The organism is Pseudobdellovibrionaceae bacterium (assembly GCA_019637875.1).
GTDB lineage: Bacteria > Bdellovibrionota > Bdellovibrionia > Bdellovibrionales > Bdellovibrionaceae > JAHBUW01.
The window spans coordinates 63,138-82,704 of record JAHBUW010000009.1; the positions used below are offsets into that span (position 1 = coordinate 63,138).

Genomic DNA, 19,567 nt, shown 5'->3' on the forward strand with positions numbered 1-19,567 from the left:
GTTTTGCCGACCTTCACCGGCAACTGAATTTCGCGCGCGCAAGTTTCGTGTAGACTTGAGGAATCGGAGGCGTCGATGAAATTGGGGTTGCTGGCACTGTCTTTGGTCCTGAGCGCGGGTTGCACCCACTTCGAACGCAGCACCGGCAGCGGATATTCACCCGCGGCCAGCCCGAAAACCCAGGTTTACCGCACGAAGCCCAACGTCCGCGATCAGGAGTGGGGTTCACTGCAAACGAAAACCCGTATCAAACAGCTCGAAAACTCATTGCGCACCCGTAAGGAGCTCGATCAGTACTCGAAGGTACTGCCGCTTCTGAAAAGCGACCAAGAACGCATCGAATTCCTGGAGCTGAACAACTTCGAAGCGCGCAGCCGCTGGATGAACCAAAACAAAGTCCCGGCGCGCAACCAACTGCAGCAAGAAACGATGCGCGAGCTGATCGAAGCCCAGGACATCGCCGTCGGCATGCCGCAGAACCTGGTGAAAAAATCTTGGGGCGATCCCGAAAACATCGAAGTCTCGGGCAATCCCGAGTTCCGCAACGAGCGCTGGCGCTACTCGAAGTACGTCAGCACGCCCGACGGTTACAAACTCGAGCGCAAGGTCGTCTACTTCGAAGCCGGCAAAGTCGTCGGCTGGGAAGTGGAATAACGGCGCCATGTCGGTCGCCGGCAAAGCCGAATGCGTCGACGGCGGAGCCGTAACGTGCATACGGTGACGTGGATGCGTCGACGGCGAAGCAGTGACGTGCGGCTAGTGGGCTTCGGACCAGTTCGGCCCCTGGGCGGCGTTGACCTTCAACGGAACCGCGATCTTCACCACGGACTCCATGATGCGGATGATTTCGGGAGTCGCCTCGCGTAAACGCTCGGGCGTATCTTCAAAAATCAATTCATCGTGCACTTGCAAGGTCATCGGGACGCCGATGCCGTTCACCACGTCGATCATCGCTTTTTTCACGATGTCGGCGGCCGTACCTTGAATGGGCGCGTTGATGGCCGCCCGCTCGCCGAATTTACGGATCGCGGGATTCGCGCTCTTGAACTCTTTCATGTAACGTTTGCGCCCGAAGAGCGTCGACACGAAGCCGTCGGCTTGCGCCTGCGCGATCGTGGACTCGATGTAGCGACCGACGCCGGGGAAACGCTGGAAGTAGCGCGCGATGATCTCTTGGGCTTGTCCACGGGGAATTCCGAGCGTTTCGGCCAGACCGAAGGCCCCTTGGCCGTAGGCGATACCGAAGTTCACGGCCTTGGCCGTTCGCCGGTGATCCGCCGTCACTTCGGATAACGGAACTTGGAAGATCTCGCTGGCGGTCGCCGCGTGGATATCCAAATCGTCCTTGAAGGCCTGGATCAGATTCGCGTCGTCGGCGTAGTGCGCGAGGATCCGCAGTTCGATCTGTGAGTAGTCGATGCTCAAAAGCTCTTTGCCGGGACTTGCGACAAACGCTTTGCGGACCTCTTCCCCCCGCGCGGTGCGGATCGGGATGTTCTGCAAATTCGGATTGAGTGAAGACAGGCGGCCCGTCGCCGTATGCGTGGAGTTGAAGGTCGTGTGCACGCGGGCGTCGCCGTCCGCCAGCAGGGGAAGCGCGTCGACGTAGGTGGACTTCAACTTCGTGAGTTCGCGATAAGTCAAAATCTCGGCCGCGATCGGATGGAGCGGTTTCAGTTTGTCCATGACGTCGGTGTCGGTGGAGTAGCCGGTTTTGGTTTTACGTCCCGGCGGCAACTTCAATTCATCAAACAGAACCGCGCCCAGTTGTTTGGGGCTACCGATATTGAACTCGCGGCCCGCCAGCTCGTGGACCTTCTTTTCCACCGACTTGATATCGGCGGCCAGACCTTCGCTTTGTTTCGCCAGACGCGGCAAATCCAAACGGACCCCACGCTTTTCCATATCGAAAAGAATCGGGATCAGCGGCAAGTCGAGCGTCCGGTAGATCCCCTGCTGGGTTTCGTCGAGATCCGCGTCCAGCTTCGCATTCAAGCGGAGCAGCAACGCGAAATGTTCCGTGGGCGAAAGCGCGTCGGGCAACACTTCGCCCAACACTTTCGAAACGACGAGGGCGAGGTCGCTCCCTTCGCCGGGGGCCAGCAGATACGCTTTCACCTGCAAGTCGTCGCACATATGAATCGCTTCGAGTTTCAGTTCGTGGCCCAGGGCCTTGATATCGAAACCGCAGAGTTTCTGATCAGGTGAAGACAGCGCCGTTGTCCACTCGGGCATCTCGCCCGATAGACGGTAAATTTTTTGATCGTCATTCGGAGAAAGGTAAACCCCCATGGGCCCCGAAAAAAGCCACAGGCGTTCGGTCCGCGGAAACTTCGCCAAAAAGGCCGGAGCTTCGATCTCTTCGATTTCGATGCCGTCCGCCTCCGCCGAAGCGGCAGGGGCCTGAGGGGTGGGGGGCGTCTCGGTCGTCTTCGGCGCGAAGTTCGGCAAAGCCTTCTTTTCACCTGCGGCGGTTGAGGCCACATCCGTCGCGATCGTGAAACCGTCGGGAACTTGGTTGTCCGGATGATTCGGTAGTTCGCGGATCGTTTTCGCCAGATTTTTGAAATTGAGATCGGTGATCAGCTCTTCGATCTCGGCGACCTTCACGGGCTCGAGGTGATAGCTTTCGACCGTTTCTTGCAACGGCACATCGCAAACGATCGTCACCAGTTTCTGCGACAGATACGCGTTCGCCTTGTCATTGACGAGCTTGTCCTTCGTCGCACCTTTGATATTTTCGATGTTCGCGTAAATCCCGTCGAGGCTATCGAAATCCGTCAAAAGTTTCTGCGCGCCTTTGGGACCGATGCCCTTCACGCCGGGGACGTTGTCCGAAGAATCGCCCACGAGCGCGAGGTAATCGATCATCTGGTCGGGACGGATTCCCCATTTCGCGAGGGCTTCGGCCGGGCCGGTGCGCTCGGCCTTCATGGTGTCGTACATGACCACGCCGGGCTTCAACAGCTGCGCGAAGTCTTTATCGCCCGAAACGATCACGACATCGTAGCCCTTTTCGTGACCCTTCTTCGTGAGCGTGCCGATGATGTCATCGGCCTCGAAACCCAGAACATCGGCACACGCCACACCGAGCAATGGCCCGATCTTTTTGATGTACGGGATCTGCGGAATCAGATCCTCGGGCATCTCGCTGCGATTCGCTTTGTAGTTGGGGTCGAGCTCTTTGCGGAAGGACGGCTCGGGACGATCGAAACAGAACACCACGGCGTCGGGCTTTTCGTCCTTCAAAAGCTTCATGACCATGGTCATGAAACCGTAGATGGCGTTCACGGGCAGACCGCTCGGCGAAGTCAAAGGGCGGATCGCGTAGAACGCGCGGAAAAACAGCGAGCTGACGTCGACGAGGTAGAGATTTTTTTTAGACATTCGTGGCGCTCCCGGATCAGGAGCGCGTTCGGATGGCCCTAATCCTTTTTATCGGAACCGGACTCTAAACTGCGGAGATCGATCGACTCAAGGGCTCTTTCTCTTAATGCGGCTTCCGCTTGGCAGTTCTGCGAAATTTCGTACGCAGACAGCTCGGCTTGATTGAAGAGCATCTCCAGAATTTGCGTGATCGACGACTCGGGTTTCGACTGACCTTTTTCAAGGTTTGCGACAGTGCCGCTTTCGCAGTGAAGACGACGAGCCAGATCTGATTGGCTCCATCCCATGCGGCGGCGTAATTCACGGATACGTTCTGATGTCCATTCCATGAATCGAGTTTCCGCCCGAAAAGCGGCGAAATCAAGACTAGAGTTTGGATTCAATTCTAGCTTTTTCGCCACACTTTAAGTGTTGGAATCAGCTTGGGAATTTGACCCTGTTGCGAAGTGTCCTCAGTCAGAAGAGAACACAAATACAAGCTCATCTTCACCCGCCATATCCAGGCGGTCTTTGGCTTCTTTTTCGATGAAAACCGGGTCTTTCGCCTGACGGATTTTTTGATCAAGCACACGCAAGTCGCCTTGGATGTTCGAGAGGCTCGCGGTCAACGCTTCGCGATCGTTATGGAGTCGCAAGAGGTGAAACAGATTGCCCTGAATCAGCAGCTGCAAGAGCGCGAAAACCACGCACGTCAACAGCACCTTCACCGGGCTCGAGACCCAGCGACGAATCGCCTCACCTACATTTCGCAAGGATTGCATCATGTCCCGAGCTTACACCCGCAGGTGAGCCCGGAACAGTGAAGTGCGGCGTCTCGGACCTAGGCCTAGCGCGGCGGACGTGAGATTTCGTCCTGAGCCGAGGCGACGAGGAGGGGGCGACTGAGGCGTCCTTTATGGACGCCGCAGGGAGGAACCGACGAAGGCAACGAAGGATTCAGGGCGAAAGCTCACGTCCGCGAGCGGAAGGCCGATTTTCCCCAGTACTGCGCGGCCGAGCCCAATTCTTCCTCGATGCGCAGGAGCTGGTTGTACTTCGCCGTGCGATCGCTGCGGCAAAGGCTTCCCGTTTTAATTTGCGAGCAGTCCAGCGCCACCGCGAGATCGGCGATGGTGACGTCCTCGGTCTCGCCGCTTCGGTGGGACATGACGGTCGCGTACTTGTTGCGTTGAGCAAGGCGGACCGCACGGGTCGTCTCGGTCAAAGTGCCGATCTGGTTCACTTTCACGAGAAGGGCGTTCGCGGTGTTTTTGTCGATCCCCTCTTGCAGACGTTTCGGATTCGTCACGAACAGATCGTCGCCGACCAGTTGCAGTTTCGAACCCAGCGCCGATGTCAGATGCGCCCAACCGCTCCAGTCGTCTTCGGACAGACCGTCTTCGATCGACAGGAAGGGGAACTTCGCGGCCCAGCCGCGGTAGATCTCGGTCAGCTCTTCGGCCGAGATTTGTTTGCCTTCCCAAGTGTACTTCGAATCTTTGAAAAGTTCGGTCGCGGCGACGTCGAGCGCCAGGCCGACGTTTTCACCGGGACGGTAGCCCGCCTTTTCGATCGCGGTCATCAGAAGCTCGAGCGCCTCTTGGTTGCCCTTGAGCACGGGCGCGAAGCCGCCTTCGTCCCCGACCGCCGTCGACAGGCCTTTTTCGTTCAGGATTTTTTTGAGCGTGTGGAAAATTTCCGAGCCCGCGCGCAGCGAATCCGCGAACGAGTCGTTCACGGTGGGAACGATCATGAACTCTTGAATGTTCAGACCGTTGTTCGCGTGCGCGCCGCCGTTAATGACGTTCATCAAGGGAACCGGCAACTGACAAGCCTGCGAGCCGCCGACGTAGCGGTACAAAGGCAGACCCGACTCGATCGCCGCGGCCTTCGCCGAAGCCAGCGACACGCCCAGAATCGCGTTTGCGCCCAGTTGGGTTTTGTTGTCGGTGCCGTCGAGGTCGATCAAGGTTTCGTCGATTTCGACCTGATCAAAAACGTTCATCCCGATGAGCTCCACCGAAATTTTCTCGCGCACGTTCTCAACGGCCTTCTGCACGCCTTTACCTAGGTAGCGGCCTTTTTCGCCGTCACGCAATTCGCAGGCCTCGTGCGCACCGGTCGAAGCGCCCGACGGAACCGCCGCGCGTCCAGTGACCCCGGTGCTCAGAACGACGTCGACTTCGATGGTCGGAGTTCCACGGCTATCCAAGATTTCACGGGCACGAACGCTGACGATTTCAGACATGATGATCCTCCTGAGGATGGGGCAAACTGCGATTCTGACGGAAAAGGCGATAACACTGTTCGACGGTCTGCGGGAACTGCTGCTGGACGACCGGCCAATCCACCCGGCGCATGACCTCGCGCACTTCGGGCGAAATCTTTTTCGCCGAAGCCATAAGCGTGATGATCTGCTGCGCGCGAATCATGTAGTCACTGAGGCGCGCGATGTGATGACGGAGTTGATCGTAGTCCGCACGCAGCGCTTCGGCATCCGCGCTCGCGGCGGGAGTCGCGACGGGGGCGGTCGCGCGCATCGTGAACGGCGCCATGCCCGGAGAGAAAAAGAGCGGCAGCCGATCCATCGTCCGCGCCATGACCGAAGCTTCGATGTTTTGTTTCGCCACGGAGTCGACCACACTCGGCGCGAAGAAGCGCGGGTCGTTCGCACCGATCACGGCCGGTGCGGTCGCGGCGCTCTGCAAGTTCTGCAGCAGATCGCGCGCGAGCTCGGGACTCAACTGCCGATCAATCTGCTCGGCATCGAAAATCTGACGTTGGGGCGCATCCCAGTTGAGCGACAAACGGAAACCGTCCCACTCGCAGCGCGCGGCGGGGCGACCCATGAAAACCGGAATCGCCTCGAAGGATGCCGCCATGAATTTCGTGACGAGCGGATACTGCTCGCTCGAGATCGGCAAATCGAACGCCAAGCCGGACGACGAACGCTCTTGATTCGCGACCGGCGGCGCGGGCGCGATGAAGTAAGAAAGGAAACGCTCGGGCTGCGAAAAAACTTCGGCGGGCGAAGTCATCATGCGCATAACGGAATCGAGGACGCCCCAGCTGCGCGATTCAACGCAACTTTGCGCCATCGCCGAAAGAAGCTGTTGTCCGGGGACTTCACGCGAACGTTCGAGCACCACCGCGATCAGATGCTCGAGCTCCTCGGCTTTGATCCAGTACGAAGGGTCGCGAAGAAATTCTTCGGGCACCTCGACGGACTCGAGCAGCAACGTCGTATCGTCGCCACTGTTCTCGATGTAGCGCAGAATGGTCTGCGAAAGTTTGGAGCTAATATGCACGTCAAAATGCATACCTTAGCGTTTGGGGATTTGCGAGTGAAATGGAGGGGTTGCTGTTTCGAGCGGCGGCCGCCCGTGGGGACTCTAGGCCGCGCTCTTTTTCTGAAACTGAGCTTCCGTAAACGGAAGTTTGTTGTCCACGATCTCGGGCATGAAACTGGGGACGTAACCGGTGGGTTCGAGCTGCCCCTGGAGCTTCCCGTCGGGCAGGCGAGTCATGCGCGACATCTGATAAATCGGCTCTACGATGTAGGATCCGGTGCTATCGGTCCCTTTCACCTCGGAAATGGCGCCAATTCGACGCGACCCATCATGATAACGCGAGATCTGGATGACGACGTCGATCGCCGCACCAATTTGATAGCGCAGCGCTTTTTCCGACAGCTTTCCGTCACCGCCCGACGCCAAGGCTTCCAGACGCACCATGGCATCTTCCGGCGAGTTGGCGTGGACCGTTCCCATACAACCGCGGTGACCGGTGTTCATCGCCTGCACGAGCTCGAGGGCTTCGCCGGAACGAACCTCTCCGACGATGATGCGATCGGGACGCAAACGCAGGGAGCTTTTGAGCAGATCACGGATCGTGACTTCCCCTTTGCCGAGACCGTCGGCCATTTTGGTTTCGAAAAAGACGACGTGATCGTAGACGACTTTCAGTTCCGACGAGTCCTCGATCACGATCACGCGCTGACCTTTCGGAATGCGCGAGCACAGAAGTCCCAACAGCGTGGTCTTACCCGAACCGGTTCCCCCGCTGACCAGAATGTTTTTTCCGAGGTACATGCATACGTCGAGAAAACGCGCGCCATCGGCCGAGATCGCGCCCATGGCGATGTAGTCTTTGAAATTGATTTTCGACTGCGTGAATTTACGAATCGAGATCGTGGTGCCATTGCGTGCGCAGGGCGGAATCACGATACACACCCGAGAGCCATCGGGAAGACGCGCGTCCAGACGCGGTTCTTCGTCGGTGATTCGGCGTTGAATCGAATCGGCGATATTCCGGGCGGCGGCCAGGAGCGCGTCCTCGTCGGTGAAAGTCACTTCGGTCTTTTCGATGTGACCTTTGCGTTCGACGAAAACGTCTTGGTGTCCGTTGATCATGATCTCGGACACGGTGGGATCGTCGAGCAGCGGGACGATCGGGCCCAAAAAGTTACGGACCGCGCTTTGTTTCGCGGTCATCACCGGTTCTTTTTTGGCGCGCGCATTACTCATGACTTAAAACTCACTCGCTAGCCGGACGACGGCCCTCCGCATTGGGAGCGACGACGACCCGACCTTGTTTGGCGGTTTCCGGGCACTGAAACGAAAAGACCCCTTCGATTTTCGGCGAGATCTGGAAGGTCTTCGGCTGACCGTAAAAGGTGCCGTGATGTTCCGAGAACGCGTCGAACACGAAGCTGACGTTCTTCGCGGCCTCGTTCACGTTCACGACGTGAATCTTGTACGCTTGTCCCGCCTTCAGCTGAATCGTTTCGGGCACGAAACCCTTTTCGGTATTCATGATGACGATTTCCTGCGCGGGATCGAGAGAAGTGAAGATCCCGGCGAACATCGAATCTTTTTTCTGATTTTCGGTGACGACCGACGCGGGTCCGCGCGTCTTCACCTTTTGCAGATCGCCCTGACGACGCGAAAGATCGACTTCCCATGCGCGAACGGAAACGTGCATGAAGCTCACGGCCAGAAACAATGCGACCTTCATCGTCAACGCGAGACGCGCGACGAATTTAGTGTACGTCTTTGCGATCGGTGAATTCAGCGAACTCACGGGCCACCTCCACGGCGATAAAATTCACGGTCTGCGCATCGAGCGACATCAGTCTTTCAACCAACTGATTCTTGTCCCCGTGGCAGTCGTTCACGATCTTCATGGCTTGCGAGTACAGATCCGGACGCGCCTTCATCTCGTTCGAGATTTCTTTCCAATCGGCATTGAGAACGGGATCAATCGCTCCCACCGAATAAAGTGCGTCGAATACCGCTTGCAGATCGCCTTGAATGAACATCGTGTCCTCCCCTTGATGCCGGAAATCCTTTCCGGACATTGTCTTCATCGGAAATGAACCCGGAATACTTGAGTCGGATTGAGACGAATCCCCGTTTTTTTGAAAACGCGCCCGACGAAGATCGCGAGCTCGACGATTCGCTGAACATTCAAACATCCTGGACGTCCTGACGATGAGGAATCAGGCCTTCGTCTTGCTGGATGAAAGCCTAAAGGAGTCGCCATGAAAACCATCCTTCGTGTCTCGCGCGCTTGTCTGACCCTGGGCCTTCTGGTCGTGGTCGCCGCGTGCAACCGCACGCAGTTCTCGCCCATGCCGGAAGAGATTTCGAACTCGGTGACTCCGCAATCGGAAGAGATCATGCAGGGCTCGCAACCCGCGCCGGTGGATCTGCTCGTCGTGATGGACAACTCGCGCTCGATGGCCGACGAGCAAGAGAAGATGGCCGAGCGCACCCAAAACCTGCTGAATGAAATCGACTCGCTGGACTGGCGCATCGGCATCACCACCACGGACGTTTCGACCGGCAGCTACGGTCTGCGCGGCGAACTGCTGGCACTGACCGGTGGGCAAGGCAAAGTCCTGCTGAAAGGCGCCAACGACGCGCAACGGATTTTCGGCGACACCATGAAACGCGACGAAACCCTGACCTGCCCGACGACCGGAGTCTGCCCGACGGGCGACGAACAGCCGCTGGCTGCCACGCTGCAGGCCCTGCAGAAACGTAACGGCGTGAACCAAGGTTTCTTCCGCCCGAACGCGGACATGATGGTTTTGATCATCACCGATGAAGACGAAAAATCGAACGGCGCTGCGGGCGCGACGACGGGCGCGCAGCTGGTGAACGGCGTGCGCCAGATCCTGAGTGATGACCAGAAATTCATCGTGTCGGCGATCGTCGTGAAGCCGGGCGATACCTCGTGCTTCAATCAGAACTCTCCGGACGGAAATTACGCGAACGTCGTCGCGGGCGCGGTGGCATTGACCGGTGGATTTCTGGGTTCGGTGTGCGCGGTCGACTACGCCGATCAGCTAAGGCGCGTCGGGCAGTTGGTGCGTAAAGCGGCCGACTCGTTCGAGCTGACCCAAACTCCCGAAGCCGGGACCTTGGAGATCAGCTTCTCGCCGGCCCAACCGCAAACCAAATGGAAACTCGTGGGGCGCAAGGTGGTCTTCACGCAGAACCCGCCCCCGATCGGCACGTTCATGCGCGCGACTTATATCCCCATGCCTTAGCGGCATGGGGCCCGTCATCCCCATGCCCTAAAGACCTCGCTCGAAAAAGAAAACGCCGGGGGGACCCGGCGTTTTTCGTTTCGGCGGCGATTTGGATTCGCTCCCTATTCCTTTTTCTTTTCGGCGCCCTTGATGATCGCGCTCGCCATTTCCGACGGTGACTTGGTCGGCTTCATCATGCCGAGCTTGCGTTCGTTTTCGGCTTTACGGGTCAGCGAGATGTCGGCGTCGCGGATCTTCGTGACCATTTCCTTTTCGAAGCTTTCGGTCACCCGGGGCTTCATATCCGAAAGGAAGTTCTCGAGCATGACCGCGTAGGTAACCTGCGCCGTCGCCTTCACCTTGTCCGGTTTCTGCAGGGCCGCGATCGACTCCTCGACCAAAGACCGGACGGTGTCTTCGTAGGCTCCGTGCTCGTCCAACTCGTTGCGCAGGGGGCTCATGACCTTGTCGATCATGAAATCCTCGTTCGGACGGGCAAAAACGGCCTGCATCGCTTCACGCAAAGGGGCCACTTTATCGCCCTTGGACGCCCGCGACTCGCGGACCTTGTCTTGGACGAGCTTATTCATTTCGTCCAGATCCTTCAAAGCCAAGCGGGAGTAGCTGTACAAGGTGGTCGTCACCGTCGATTGCGCGAAGGCCGGAGCCTCGACGATCAAGGCCAGAAGCACCACGAGCATCAAAATCGAAAGACGTTTCGAAGGTATCATGCTTCATAGTGTAAGCCACTTGGGGGGTGGATGCCAAATGCGGCGGCTCGCCATTCGCAAAAGGGCTTGGTCTAGCCCGGGCCCTATGACAGACTTGGTGTCTCACAATGAGACACTCTCACGGAGGAAGCATCTTGAAAAAGTTTATCGTTGCACTGGCCGGTTTGACCTTCCTGCTCACGGGCTGCACCCCCAGCGCGGACGGACTGAAAAAAGCGATCGAAAAAGATCCCTCGATCGTGTTCAGCGCGATTGAAAAAGATCCCGAAGGCTTCATCGAAGTCGTCAACAAAGCGGCCCAACAGGCTCAGCAAAAAGGCGCCGAAAAAGCTCAAGCCGACGAAGGCAAGAAACGCGACGAAGAGTTCGCCAATCCCCTGAAACCCGAAATTCAAGCGGGTCGTCCGATCAAAGGTTCGGCGGATGCGGCGATCACGATCGTCGAATACTCGGACTTCCAGTGCCCCTATTGCACTCGCGGTTACCAGACCATCAACGAAGTCATGAAAGCTTACGAAGGCAAAGTGCGTTTCGTGTTCAAGCACTTGCCCCTGGATTTCCACCCGAAGGCGATGCCCGCGGCGAAATTCTTCGAAGCGGTCGCGATGCAAGACCACGCGAAGGCTTACAAGTTTCACGATATCGTGTTCGAAAACCAAGCCGAGCTGAACCAGCGTGGTGAGGACTTCCTGCGCGACGCCGCGAAAAAAGCGGGCGCGGACCTGAAGAAACTGGAAAAAGACATCAACGACCCGAAAGTCGCTGAGCGCATCCAAGCCGACATGGAAGAAGCCCGCAAATTCGATATCAGCGGAACTCCCGGCTTCGTGATCAACGGCGTGACCCTGAAAGGCGCATACCCTTTCTCGGAATTCAAAGTGATCATCGACCGCCACTTGGCTGCCGCGAAGTAATTTCGGCCCTCGTGAGTCTCAAAGAAAAACCCGGGTGACCCCCGGGTTTTTTATTTTTTGCGGCTTGTTTTCTTTTTCACCGGCGCGACCGGAAGATCCGACGGCCGCTCGAGGTCGAGCTCCAAAGCTCCGCCGACTTTCACGTCAAATCCTTCCGCCGACACATCCACCGTCCACACGCTGATTTTTACGCCATGTGCGGCCGCGCGCGCCAAGGTCTCGGCGTAATCGGGATCGATCTCCCATGCGGGCTGGAAGCGCGTGCAATCGGTTCGCTGCACGACGAAGATCAGCTCGGCTTCATGGCCCTCGTCGACAAGCTTCATCAACTCTTCGAGGTGCTTACGACCCCGCTCGGTCTTCGCATCCGGAAATTGCGCGACACCTTGCAGACGTTCGCAGTCCCCCACCGCCATCGAGACGTTTTTCACCTCGACGAAACGATGTTGGGAACCGTCCGACGACGTCAAGAGTCCATCCAAACGTGTCTCTTTCGAGATTTTGTGTTCGGGTTTGAACGTCGGGAACTTCGACCAATCGGGATTCAATCCCAATGCGTGAACTTTTTTGACGAGCTGATTCGGCCACGACGTATTGACGCCGATCCACGTCTTCCACGGCGTCTGGATCGCCTCGAGGCTGTAGCGAAGTTTGCGCTCGGGATTCGCTGCGGGACTCAAGAGCGCGCCGCCATCGACATGCAGGCAGGTTTTCATGCTGCCTGTATTCGCGACGTGCGCGACGACCGTCTCGCCATTCAGTTGGACGTCCGCGAAGAATCGATTGTAACGGCGCTGGAAGGAGCCCGTCTCGGTCGGCAAAGGGAACGCGAGCGTTTTATTTTTCATGGCGCAAACTTGCGTGAGCTCTGCCCGGTGGTCAAGCCGCCCCGAATGCTCTGACATTCATCACTTTACGACTCTGGATCGCGTTCATTTTTCAAAATGCGGCGTCAGGGTACTGTCTTCGGCCGGGGATTGTTAAGGAACGCTTATGCCTTTGATTCTGTTTGGGTTCGCGCTTTTCTTGAGCGCGCCCGCGTCCGCCGCTTTTTGGAATCCCCCGTCGAGTGTTGACCGTGTCTTCATCGGAAACTTTCACTTCGTCATGGACGTCGGACGTGCCGAACTTTACCGGGGCGCCCAACCTTCGGGCCGTGAACACGAAGCCCGCGACCTCGGCATCACCGACGTCCTCATTTTGAAAAATGAAACCTGGAGCGAAGTGCGCTCGGAGTTGCGGCGCTGGAGCGACCTGGGCTATCCGGAGAGTCGCGTGCGCCACGTTCCCTTCCGCTGGCGTCACAGCGAAGAAGAGACCGCCTGTTTACAGCTCATGGAGGGACTGGATTTCGCGCGCACGGTTCTGCGTGAGCCCGGCGCCAAACTCTACATCCACTGCACCGCGGGTGAGGACCGCACCGGCGTCTTCGTGGCGCTCATGCGCATGCTGGTCGAAGGACGTTCGCTGGAATTCGCCTTCGACGAGATGTGCGCTCGCGGTTACGCCGAAGCCAACCGCTGGAAGCCGGGCCTCATCGTCCGCCAAGTGAAAACGGGTCTCACGCCACTCCTCGTGAAGTTCGCGACCTGGATCGAACGGGGTGAGCTGCGCTGGGGACGCCCCCGTCCCGAACTCTGCCGCCAAATCGCTCAAACCGAGTCGCTGCGTCCTCCGGAAAGCCTGCGCTGCCGCTGATTTGACGCGGGCGCTATTCCCCCGGACTTGCGACCGAACGCCCCCGTCCCGTGTAGACAAAAACGTCTTTGCTCTATAAGACCTAAAGCCTACAAAAGAGGACGATTTCACATGTCATCTGCTGACCCTAAAGCGCCCGAGGCGCCAACGGCTCCCCCTCAACGGCCGACGAAACCGAATTGGCTCAAAGTCCGCGCCCCTTCGGGCGAAAACTACGCCCGCATCAAAGAGATGCTCAGCGACTTGAAGCTCGCCACCGTTTGCCAAGAAGCGAAGTGCCCGAACATGGGCGAATGCTGGGGCGGCGGCACCGCGACCATCATGCTCATGGGCGAAACCTGCACACGCGGCTGCAAGTTCTGTCACGTCAAGACCGGCAATCCCAAAGGCGTGCTTGATCCGATGGAGCCCGAAAAGGTCGCCTACTCGATCGCGCAAATGGGCCTCGAGTACGTCGTCATCACGTCCGTCGACCGCGACGATCTGCCCGATCAAGGCTCGAATCACTTCGCGCGCACGATCCGCACCGCGAAGCGCCTGGACCCCGATCTCATCGTCGAGATCCTGACTCCCGATTTCCGCGGCAGCTTCGAGTGCGTGGACTTGATCGTTCAAGCCAAGCCCGACGTCTTCGCCCACAACATCGAAACCGTCGAGCGCCTGCAGCGCCGCGTGCGCGACCCGCGCGCGAACTACGCGCAGTCGATGTCGGTTTTGAAACGCGTGAAAGACGTGGACCCCACCCGTTACACCAAAACTTCGATCATGCTCGGCCTCGGCGAAACCGACGAGGAAGTGCTGCAAACCCTGAAGGATCTGCGCGCCATCGGCTGCGACGTCGTGACCTTCGGACAGTATCTGCAGCCCACCCCCCGGCACTTGAAAGTCGAAGAGTACGTCACTCCCGAGAAATTCAAAGAGTGGCAAACGATCGCGGAAAGCATGGGCTTTTTGTACGTCGCCTCGGGCCCCTTGGTCCGCAGCTCGTACCGCGCCGGCGAATTCTTTATGAAGGGTATTGTAGAAAAACAGAGGAAGGAGACTCTCCAGCATGGCATCTGATTCGACATCCGTGAAACTCCCGGAACTGGGTGAAGGCGTCACCGAAGGTGAACTCGTTAAATGGCTGGTGAAGCCCGGCGATAGCGTGAAGCCCGATCAACCCGTTGCCGAAGTCATGACCGACAAGGCCACCGTGGAAGTCCCCTCGCCCGTCGCGGGCACCGTCAAAGAACTGAAGTTCAAAGTCGGTGACGTGATCAAAGTGGAAAACATCATCCTCACGCTGGAAGGCGGCGGTGCTGCGGCAGCTCCGGCTCCCGCGAAGACCGAAGCCCCGAAGGCGGCGGCTCCCGCAGCCGCGGCACCGAAGGCCGCTCAGCCCGCGGCGATGACGGCCGCTCCGGCTGGCGCAACCGCAGGACGTCCCGCCACCCAAGGCGTTTACCCGCCCGTGGCCGATGCCCGCACGCTCGCGACTCCCAGCACTCGCCGTCTGGCGCGTGAAACCAACGTCGACATCAATCAGATTCAGGGTTCGGGCCTCGCCGGTCGCGTGACCCGTGAAGATGTGATGGCCGCGTCGGGTGGGATGGATGTCCATACGCCCGCGCCCCAACGTCCGTCCGTGCCGATGCGGACTCCGGGTCCTCTGGCTTCGCACGGAACCGAAGAGCGCGTCCCGCTCCGTGGCATCCGCAAGAAGATCGCCGAGAACCTTCAGATGGCGAAACAGATCATCCCGCACTTCACCCTGATGGATGAAGCGGTCGTGACCGAGCTCGTGAAAACGCGCGAAGGTCTGAAAGATTTCGCGACTCAGAACAATGTGAAGATCACTTATCTTCCGTTCGTCATGAAGGCGCTGATTTCGTCTTGCCGTCAGTACAATATGTTCAATGCTTCGATCGACGATGCCGCCGGCGAAATCGTTTACAAGAAGTACTTCAACATCGGTTTCGCGGCCGATACGCCGAACGGCCTGGTCGTTCCCGTGATCAAAAACGCGGACATGAAGTCGATCTTGGAACTGTCGATGGAGATCACCGATCTGTCGAAGCGTGCGCGCGACGGCAAGCTGAAGCCCGACGAAATGAAGGGCGCGACGATCACCATCACGAACATCGGTTCGGTCGGCGGTACGTACGCGACGCCGATCATCAACCACCCCGAAGTGGCGATCCTCGGCATGTACAAGATCAGCGACAAAGTCATCGTCGACGAAAAAGGTCAGTTCAAGGCCGTCAAGTCGATGAACTTCACCGTGACTGCGGACCACCGTCTGATCGACGGCGCGGTGGCGGCGAACTTCTTGAAGGACTTCATCTCGAAAATCCAGAACCCGGGCCGTTTGATGCTCGACATGATGTAAGAGGACACGAATGGCACAGACTTTCGATACGGTTGTTATTGGCGCGGGTCCCGGCGGTTATGTCGCCGCGATCCGTTCGGCACAGCTGGGAAAAAAGACCGCGATCGTTGAACGCGAATACCTCGGCGGCGTCTGCCTGAACGTGGGATGTATTCCCTCGAAGGCGATGATCACCGCCGCGCACTTCCTGCACCGCGCGCAGCACGACGCCGCGACCATGGGTTTTGAAATCAAGGACATCAAAGTCGATTTCAAAAAAACCGTGGCGTGGAAGCAGTCGGTCTCGGACAAGATGGCCGGCGGCGTGAAGCAGCTCCTCGGCGGCTATGGCGTCACCATCCTGATGGGCGAGGCGGAATTCAAATCGGCAACCGAGATCAGCGTGAAATCTTCGAAGGGCACGGAGTCTGTGACCGCGAAGAACTTCATCGTCGCGACCGGTTCGCGTCCGATCCAGATCCCCGGCTTCACCTTCGACGAAAAAACGATCATGTCGTCGACCGGCGCGCTGGCGATGGACGCGGTTCCGAAATCGCTCGTCGTCATCGGCGGCGGCTACATCGGACTTGAGATCACGGGTTATCTGTCGAAGATGGGCTGCGAAGTGACGGTCGTCGAAGCCATGCCCGCGTTACTTAACGGCGTGGTCGATCCCGAGTGCGCCCAGGTCGTCGCGCGTAAGCTGAACAAGCAAGGCGTGAAGGTTCTTTTGAACGCGAAAGCGAAGGGTCAAAAGAAAGCCGGAAACGGCTATGAAGTGACCGTCGAAATCGACGGCAAAGAACAGACGATCAAAACCGAAAAGATCCTCGTGACCGTCGGTCGCCGTCCGAACTCGGACCAGGCGAACTTGAAGGCCGCCGGCATCCAGATCGACGAAAAAGGCTTCATCAAAGTGGACGCGCAACGCCGCACGACCGCGAAGAACATCTTCGCCATCGGCGATATCGCGTGCCAGCCCATGCTCGCCCACAAAGCGTCGCATGAGGGCGTGATGGTCGCGGAAGTCATCGCGGGTCACAACCGCGTGTACGACGCAAAGACCGTCCCGGCCGTCGTGTTCACCGATCCCGAAATCGCTTCGGCGGGGCTGATGGAGTCGGAAGCCAAGGCGAAAGGTTACGAGCTGAAGATCGGCAAGTTCCCGTTCGCGGCGAACGGTCGCGCGGTTTCGATGATGGAAACCGACGGTTTCGTGAAGATGATCGCGGACGCCAAGACCGATATTCTTCTCGGCGTGCACATCGTCGGTCCCGAAGCTTCGAACTTGATCTCGGAAGCGGTTCTCGCAGTTGAAATGGGCGCGCGTCTGCAAGACCTCGCACTTTCGATCCACCCGCACCCGACTCTCGGCGAAACGATGATGGAGGCCGCGGAAGCGACGCTGGGTCACGCGATCCACATCATCCAAAAGCCTTTGGCGAAAGCGACGACTCCGTCGGCCAATGTCTGAGTTGATTTTTCAAGACTGGGGGCTCATCGCTTACGATGAAGCCCTCCGTCGGCAGGAAGAACTGGTTCAAAAAGTCGCGGATGAAAAGTCCGCAGGTTACTTGATCGCCTGCCAACACCCGCCTACCGTTACCCTCGGCCGCAAAACGACCGCGGAGGATTTAACCGGCTGGTCGGGCCCCACCTTCGAAATCGCTCGTGGCGGTCGCGCCACTTACCACGGCCCCTCGCAAATCGTGATTTACCCGATCTGGAATTTGGATTTTCCCCGCACGGGCCTACCGGGCCGGGATCTGCATTGGTATTTGCGTTCGCTCGAAGAGGTCATGGTCCGCGCCGTCGCCGAATACGGAATCGAAGCCCAAGGCCGCAGCCTGCAGGCCAAAGATCCCGGCGTCGAGCCCGCCACTGAAGAAACCGGCGTCTGGGTCGGCCGCGAAAAACTCGCGTCGATCGGCATCGGTGTCCGCCGCTGGGTCACGTTCCACGGTTTGGCGATGAATGTGCTGGATGATCCGTCCGCGTTTCAGGGAATTCGCCCCTGCGGTTTCAATACGAATGTGATGACTTCACTCGAGAGACTACTGGGTCGCCCGGTCGAAATCGCGGATACGCAGACGAAGCTGCTTCGCCATTTCGCCGGGGTTTTTCAATCAACGCTTATTTAACCAAGCTGTCATCCAGCACGAGACCGCGCGCTTTCAGCGTGTCCATGCTGCAGTTTTCGGCCTGATTCGGCTTGGAGTGATATTCACCGTCGAAGACGAATTGCTTGCCGCGTTCGAACATCAACCAGTGACACTGAATCTCCTTGTTGAAAACGACCTCCATCATCCCCATCTCGTTCGCGCCGACGGGATAGTACAAAAGATATTCGTCCTTCGAGCCGTTCGTATAATAGGCTCCCATGGGTTGGCCCATGCTTGCGACGACCTGCTTGGGCGTCTTGCCTTTCTGCTCCCCGGCGACTTTCGCAAAGTCCTCGCCGTTCGAATAACCTCTGTATTTCACGCTCGCGCAGCCCGCCGAAAAGAGGACACTGAGCAAAATGGAAAACTTCATCAAAGCTGTCAAAACGATCTCCTTGGTTGAGTTCTGTCCCCCATAGTAATCAAGAGGAAATATCCAAGGAATACATATCGGGATCACCAAGACCAAAGCATGAACCTGCCCCACCTCTCGAGTGCGATGGCGATCAGACTGCGGATCTCGGGACAATGCTTCAACGATCTTGAGTATTTCTTGAAGGCGCGAGTTGATCAAACTTCGGCAAGCTTCTACTGACGACTGTCCTGGGGCTTACCGGCCTCACGCATTTTATCTTCGCGTTTCTTCACTTCACCGGCGATGCGATCCGCGGTCTTCGCTTTACACGAGGTCAAACGATCACCGAAGTGTTGGTAGATCCGTAGATACAAAGTGCGGAGCGCGGCCTGCTCGGGATCGTCGAGCTTCGCCACCAGCGGCAGCGAAATTTCGGCGGGCACGACGCCGCCCTCTTTTTCACCCGTCGCCTCACCGGTGCGCTTCGGATTGGGCACCAAGATTTCGCTGAGGGTGTTGTCGGCATTCGCGTTGTAACGAACCACCAGCTTGCCGGTTTTCGCGTCGTACATCTCGATTTTACCGAGCTTCGTTCCGTCGATCTGTGCGCTGACCCGCAACTCCAAACCCTCTTTGAGAACTTGGTAGAAGGCCTTGTACTCTTGCTTCCCTTTGGAAACGTCACCGATCTCGCCGCAGGTTTCGCCCGCGGTTTTGATGGGCGCTTCGCCCGGCTTGCTGTCGACCAACGCCGGTTTCGCGGCGAGCACCGTGGGGTTTTCCGCGACGACTTTTTTCTGTGCCTCGATGTACTTTTCGCACATCTTGGTCGTTTTCATATACTCCCAGCTGGCTTGTTCAATGCCGAGGTAACAGGCCCCGTACTCGGTCGCGTCCAAAGCGCGGTCGCCATAACGATCAACCAGCTTGTTGGCGATCGCCACCCCGACGAAGGCCAACGGGATCGCCACGAAGGGCGCCAAGGCATGGGCCTCGGGAACGAACGCGCGGTAAAGCGCCGACTCCTGCGCGCCGGGCTGGGCGAGGGCCTTTTCGATCTGCTTCAGGAAAGTTTCGTGATGATTCAGCTCGATGCGCACTTTGCCGAGGTACACGACCTTGCGCGAGATCTCGCGGAAGTCCATGCGCAGTTCATCTTTGCCGATCTTAAAACGTGCGGCGGTCCCGTCCTGCTGGATCTCGGGCCAACGCTTCAGCGACCTTGAGTATTTTTTGAAAGCGGCGCGATCTTCCTCTTTCCAGTTGGTCGTGTAACGAGCGACGAAGTCGTTCACGCTCTTCACCTGCTGGAACTCGAACAAGGTGCGCGAGATCAGGTAATACTGAAAATCGACGGGCTCCATGGCCCGCGCGTTCAATGCACCCGAGAAGACGAAAAAACTCAGTAGGACAAGCCGCTTGGTCATGCCTCTACATCGGCAAAGCGAAGCCC

At 58.0% G+C, this 19,567-nt stretch carries 20 protein-coding genes; 8 read left to right on the forward strand and 12 right to left on the reverse strand.

All coding sequences use genetic code 11. From position 1 onward, the window contains the following. The first annotated feature begins 75 nt into the window (after positions 1-75). Entirely contained in the window at positions 76-654 is a 579-nt protein-coding gene (locus KF767_12155) for a hypothetical protein (protein MBX3018636.1), read from the forward strand. A 102-nt stretch (positions 655-756) separates the two neighbouring features. Here KF767_12155 and polA read toward each other — a convergent pair whose 3' ends face one another. The 8 genes from polA to KF767_12195 all read right to left on the reverse strand — a co-directional run bounded on the left by polA (position 757) and on the right by KF767_12195 (position 8,686). Further along, a complete protein-coding gene (gene polA / locus KF767_12160; protein ID MBX3018637.1) occupies positions 757-3,387 on the reverse strand; it encodes a DNA polymerase I in 2,631 nt (876 codons plus the stop codon). A 38-nt stretch (positions 3,388-3,425) separates the two neighbouring features. After that, positions 3,426-3,788 (reverse strand): helix-turn-helix transcriptional regulator, encoded by a 363-nt coding sequence (locus tag KF767_12165; GenBank protein ID MBX3018638.1) that lies wholly within the window; start codon positions 3,786-3,788, stop codon positions 3,426-3,428. Positions 3,789-3,839: 51 nt separating this feature from the next. Continuing rightward, positions 3,840-4,151: a septum formation initiator family protein gene (locus KF767_12170; protein ID MBX3018639.1), complete on the reverse strand. Its 312-nt coding sequence runs from the start codon at positions 4,149-4,151 to the stop codon at positions 3,840-3,842. A gap of 185 nt (positions 4,152-4,336) precedes the next feature. After that, a complete protein-coding gene (gene eno / locus KF767_12175) occupies positions 4,337-5,614 on the reverse strand; it encodes a phosphopyruvate hydratase (protein ID MBX3018640.1) in 1,278 nt (425 codons plus the stop codon). Beyond that, complete coding sequence (locus KF767_12180) at positions 5,607-6,686, reverse strand: hypothetical protein (protein ID MBX3018641.1); 1,080 nt, start codon at positions 6,684-6,686, stop codon at positions 5,607-5,609. Before KF767_12180 ends, eno begins: the two co-directional genes overlap by 8 nt. A gap of 72 nt (positions 6,687-6,758) precedes the next feature. After that, a complete protein-coding gene (locus KF767_12185; protein ID MBX3018642.1) occupies positions 6,759-7,859 on the reverse strand; it encodes a CpaF family protein in 1,101 nt (366 codons plus the stop codon). 43 nt (positions 7,860-7,902) lie between these two features. After that, on the reverse strand, positions 7,903-8,349 hold the full coding sequence (locus tag KF767_12190) for a cupredoxin domain-containing protein (protein ID MBX3018643.1): 447 nt from the start codon (positions 8,347-8,349) through the stop codon (positions 7,903-7,905). A gap of 58 nt (positions 8,350-8,407) precedes the next feature. Then, positions 8,408-8,686, reverse strand: a complete 279-nt coding sequence (locus KF767_12195) for a cytochrome (GenBank protein MBX3018644.1) — start codon at positions 8,684-8,686, stop codon at positions 8,408-8,410. A gap of 222 nt (positions 8,687-8,908) precedes the next feature. Between KF767_12195 and KF767_12200 the strand changes: the two genes are divergently transcribed. Next, a complete protein-coding gene (locus KF767_12200) occupies positions 8,909-9,922 on the forward strand; it encodes a hypothetical protein (protein ID MBX3018645.1) in 1,014 nt (337 codons plus the stop codon). 104 nt (positions 9,923-10,026) lie between these two features. On the opposite strand, the gene KF767_12205 is transcribed toward KF767_12200, so the two are convergent. Further along, entirely contained in the window at positions 10,027-10,548 is a 522-nt protein-coding gene (locus tag KF767_12205; GenBank protein ID MBX3018646.1) for a hypothetical protein, read from the reverse strand. A gap of 194 nt (positions 10,549-10,742) precedes the next feature. Here KF767_12205 and KF767_12210 point away from each other — a divergent pair, with 194 nt between their 5' ends. Continuing rightward, positions 10,743-11,549: a thioredoxin domain-containing protein gene (locus KF767_12210; protein ID MBX3018647.1), complete on the forward strand. Its 807-nt coding sequence runs from the start codon at positions 10,743-10,745 to the stop codon at positions 11,547-11,549. A 50-nt stretch (positions 11,550-11,599) separates the two neighbouring features. Here KF767_12210 and sfsA read toward each other — a convergent pair whose 3' ends face one another. Beyond that, entirely contained in the window at positions 11,600-12,397 is a 798-nt protein-coding gene (gene sfsA, locus KF767_12215) for a DNA/RNA nuclease SfsA (protein MBX3018648.1), read from the reverse strand. A 145-nt stretch (positions 12,398-12,542) separates the two neighbouring features. On the opposite strand from sfsA, the gene KF767_12220 reads away from it, so the two are divergent. The 5 genes from KF767_12220 to lipB all read left to right on the forward strand — a co-directional run bounded on the left by KF767_12220 (position 12,543) and on the right by lipB (position 17,738). Then, entirely contained in the window at positions 12,543-13,247 is a 705-nt protein-coding gene (locus KF767_12220) for a tyrosine-protein phosphatase (GenBank protein MBX3018649.1), read from the forward strand. Positions 13,248-13,358: 111 nt separating this feature from the next. Next, positions 13,359-14,309 carry a lipoyl synthase gene (lipA, locus tag KF767_12225; GenBank protein ID MBX3018650.1) on the forward strand — a complete coding sequence of 317 codons (951 nt, stop codon included), beginning with the start codon at positions 13,359-13,361 and terminating at the stop codon, positions 14,307-14,309. Then, positions 14,299-15,618, forward strand: coding sequence for a 2-oxo acid dehydrogenase subunit E2 (locus KF767_12230; protein ID MBX3018651.1), 1,320 nt, complete (start codon positions 14,299-14,301; stop codon positions 15,616-15,618). Before lipA ends, KF767_12230 begins: the two co-directional genes overlap by 11 nt. A 10-nt stretch (positions 15,619-15,628) precedes the next feature. Then, the gene (gene lpdA / locus KF767_12235) at positions 15,629-17,071 is read left to right on the forward strand and encodes a dihydrolipoyl dehydrogenase (protein ID MBX3018652.1); all 1,443 of its coding nucleotides are present in this window, start codon (positions 15,629-15,631) and stop codon (positions 17,069-17,071) included. After that, positions 17,064-17,738, forward strand: a complete 675-nt coding sequence (gene lipB / locus KF767_12240; protein MBX3018653.1) for a lipoyl(octanoyl) transferase LipB — start codon at positions 17,064-17,066, stop codon at positions 17,736-17,738. Before lpdA ends, lipB begins: the two co-directional genes overlap by 8 nt. Here lipB and KF767_12245 read toward each other — a convergent pair. Together KF767_12245 and KF767_12250 are read right to left on the reverse strand one after the other, a co-directional pair. Then, on the reverse strand, positions 17,731-18,132 hold the full coding sequence (locus KF767_12245) for a hypothetical protein (protein ID MBX3018654.1): 402 nt from the start codon (positions 18,130-18,132) through the stop codon (positions 17,731-17,733). The genes lipB and KF767_12245 overlap by 8 nt on opposite strands. Before the next feature lie 215 nt (positions 18,133-18,347). After that, positions 18,348-19,541, reverse strand: a complete 1,194-nt coding sequence (locus KF767_12250; protein MBX3018655.1) for a hypothetical protein — start codon at positions 19,539-19,541, stop codon at positions 18,348-18,350. Between the last annotated feature and the right edge of the window lie 26 nt (positions 19,542-19,567).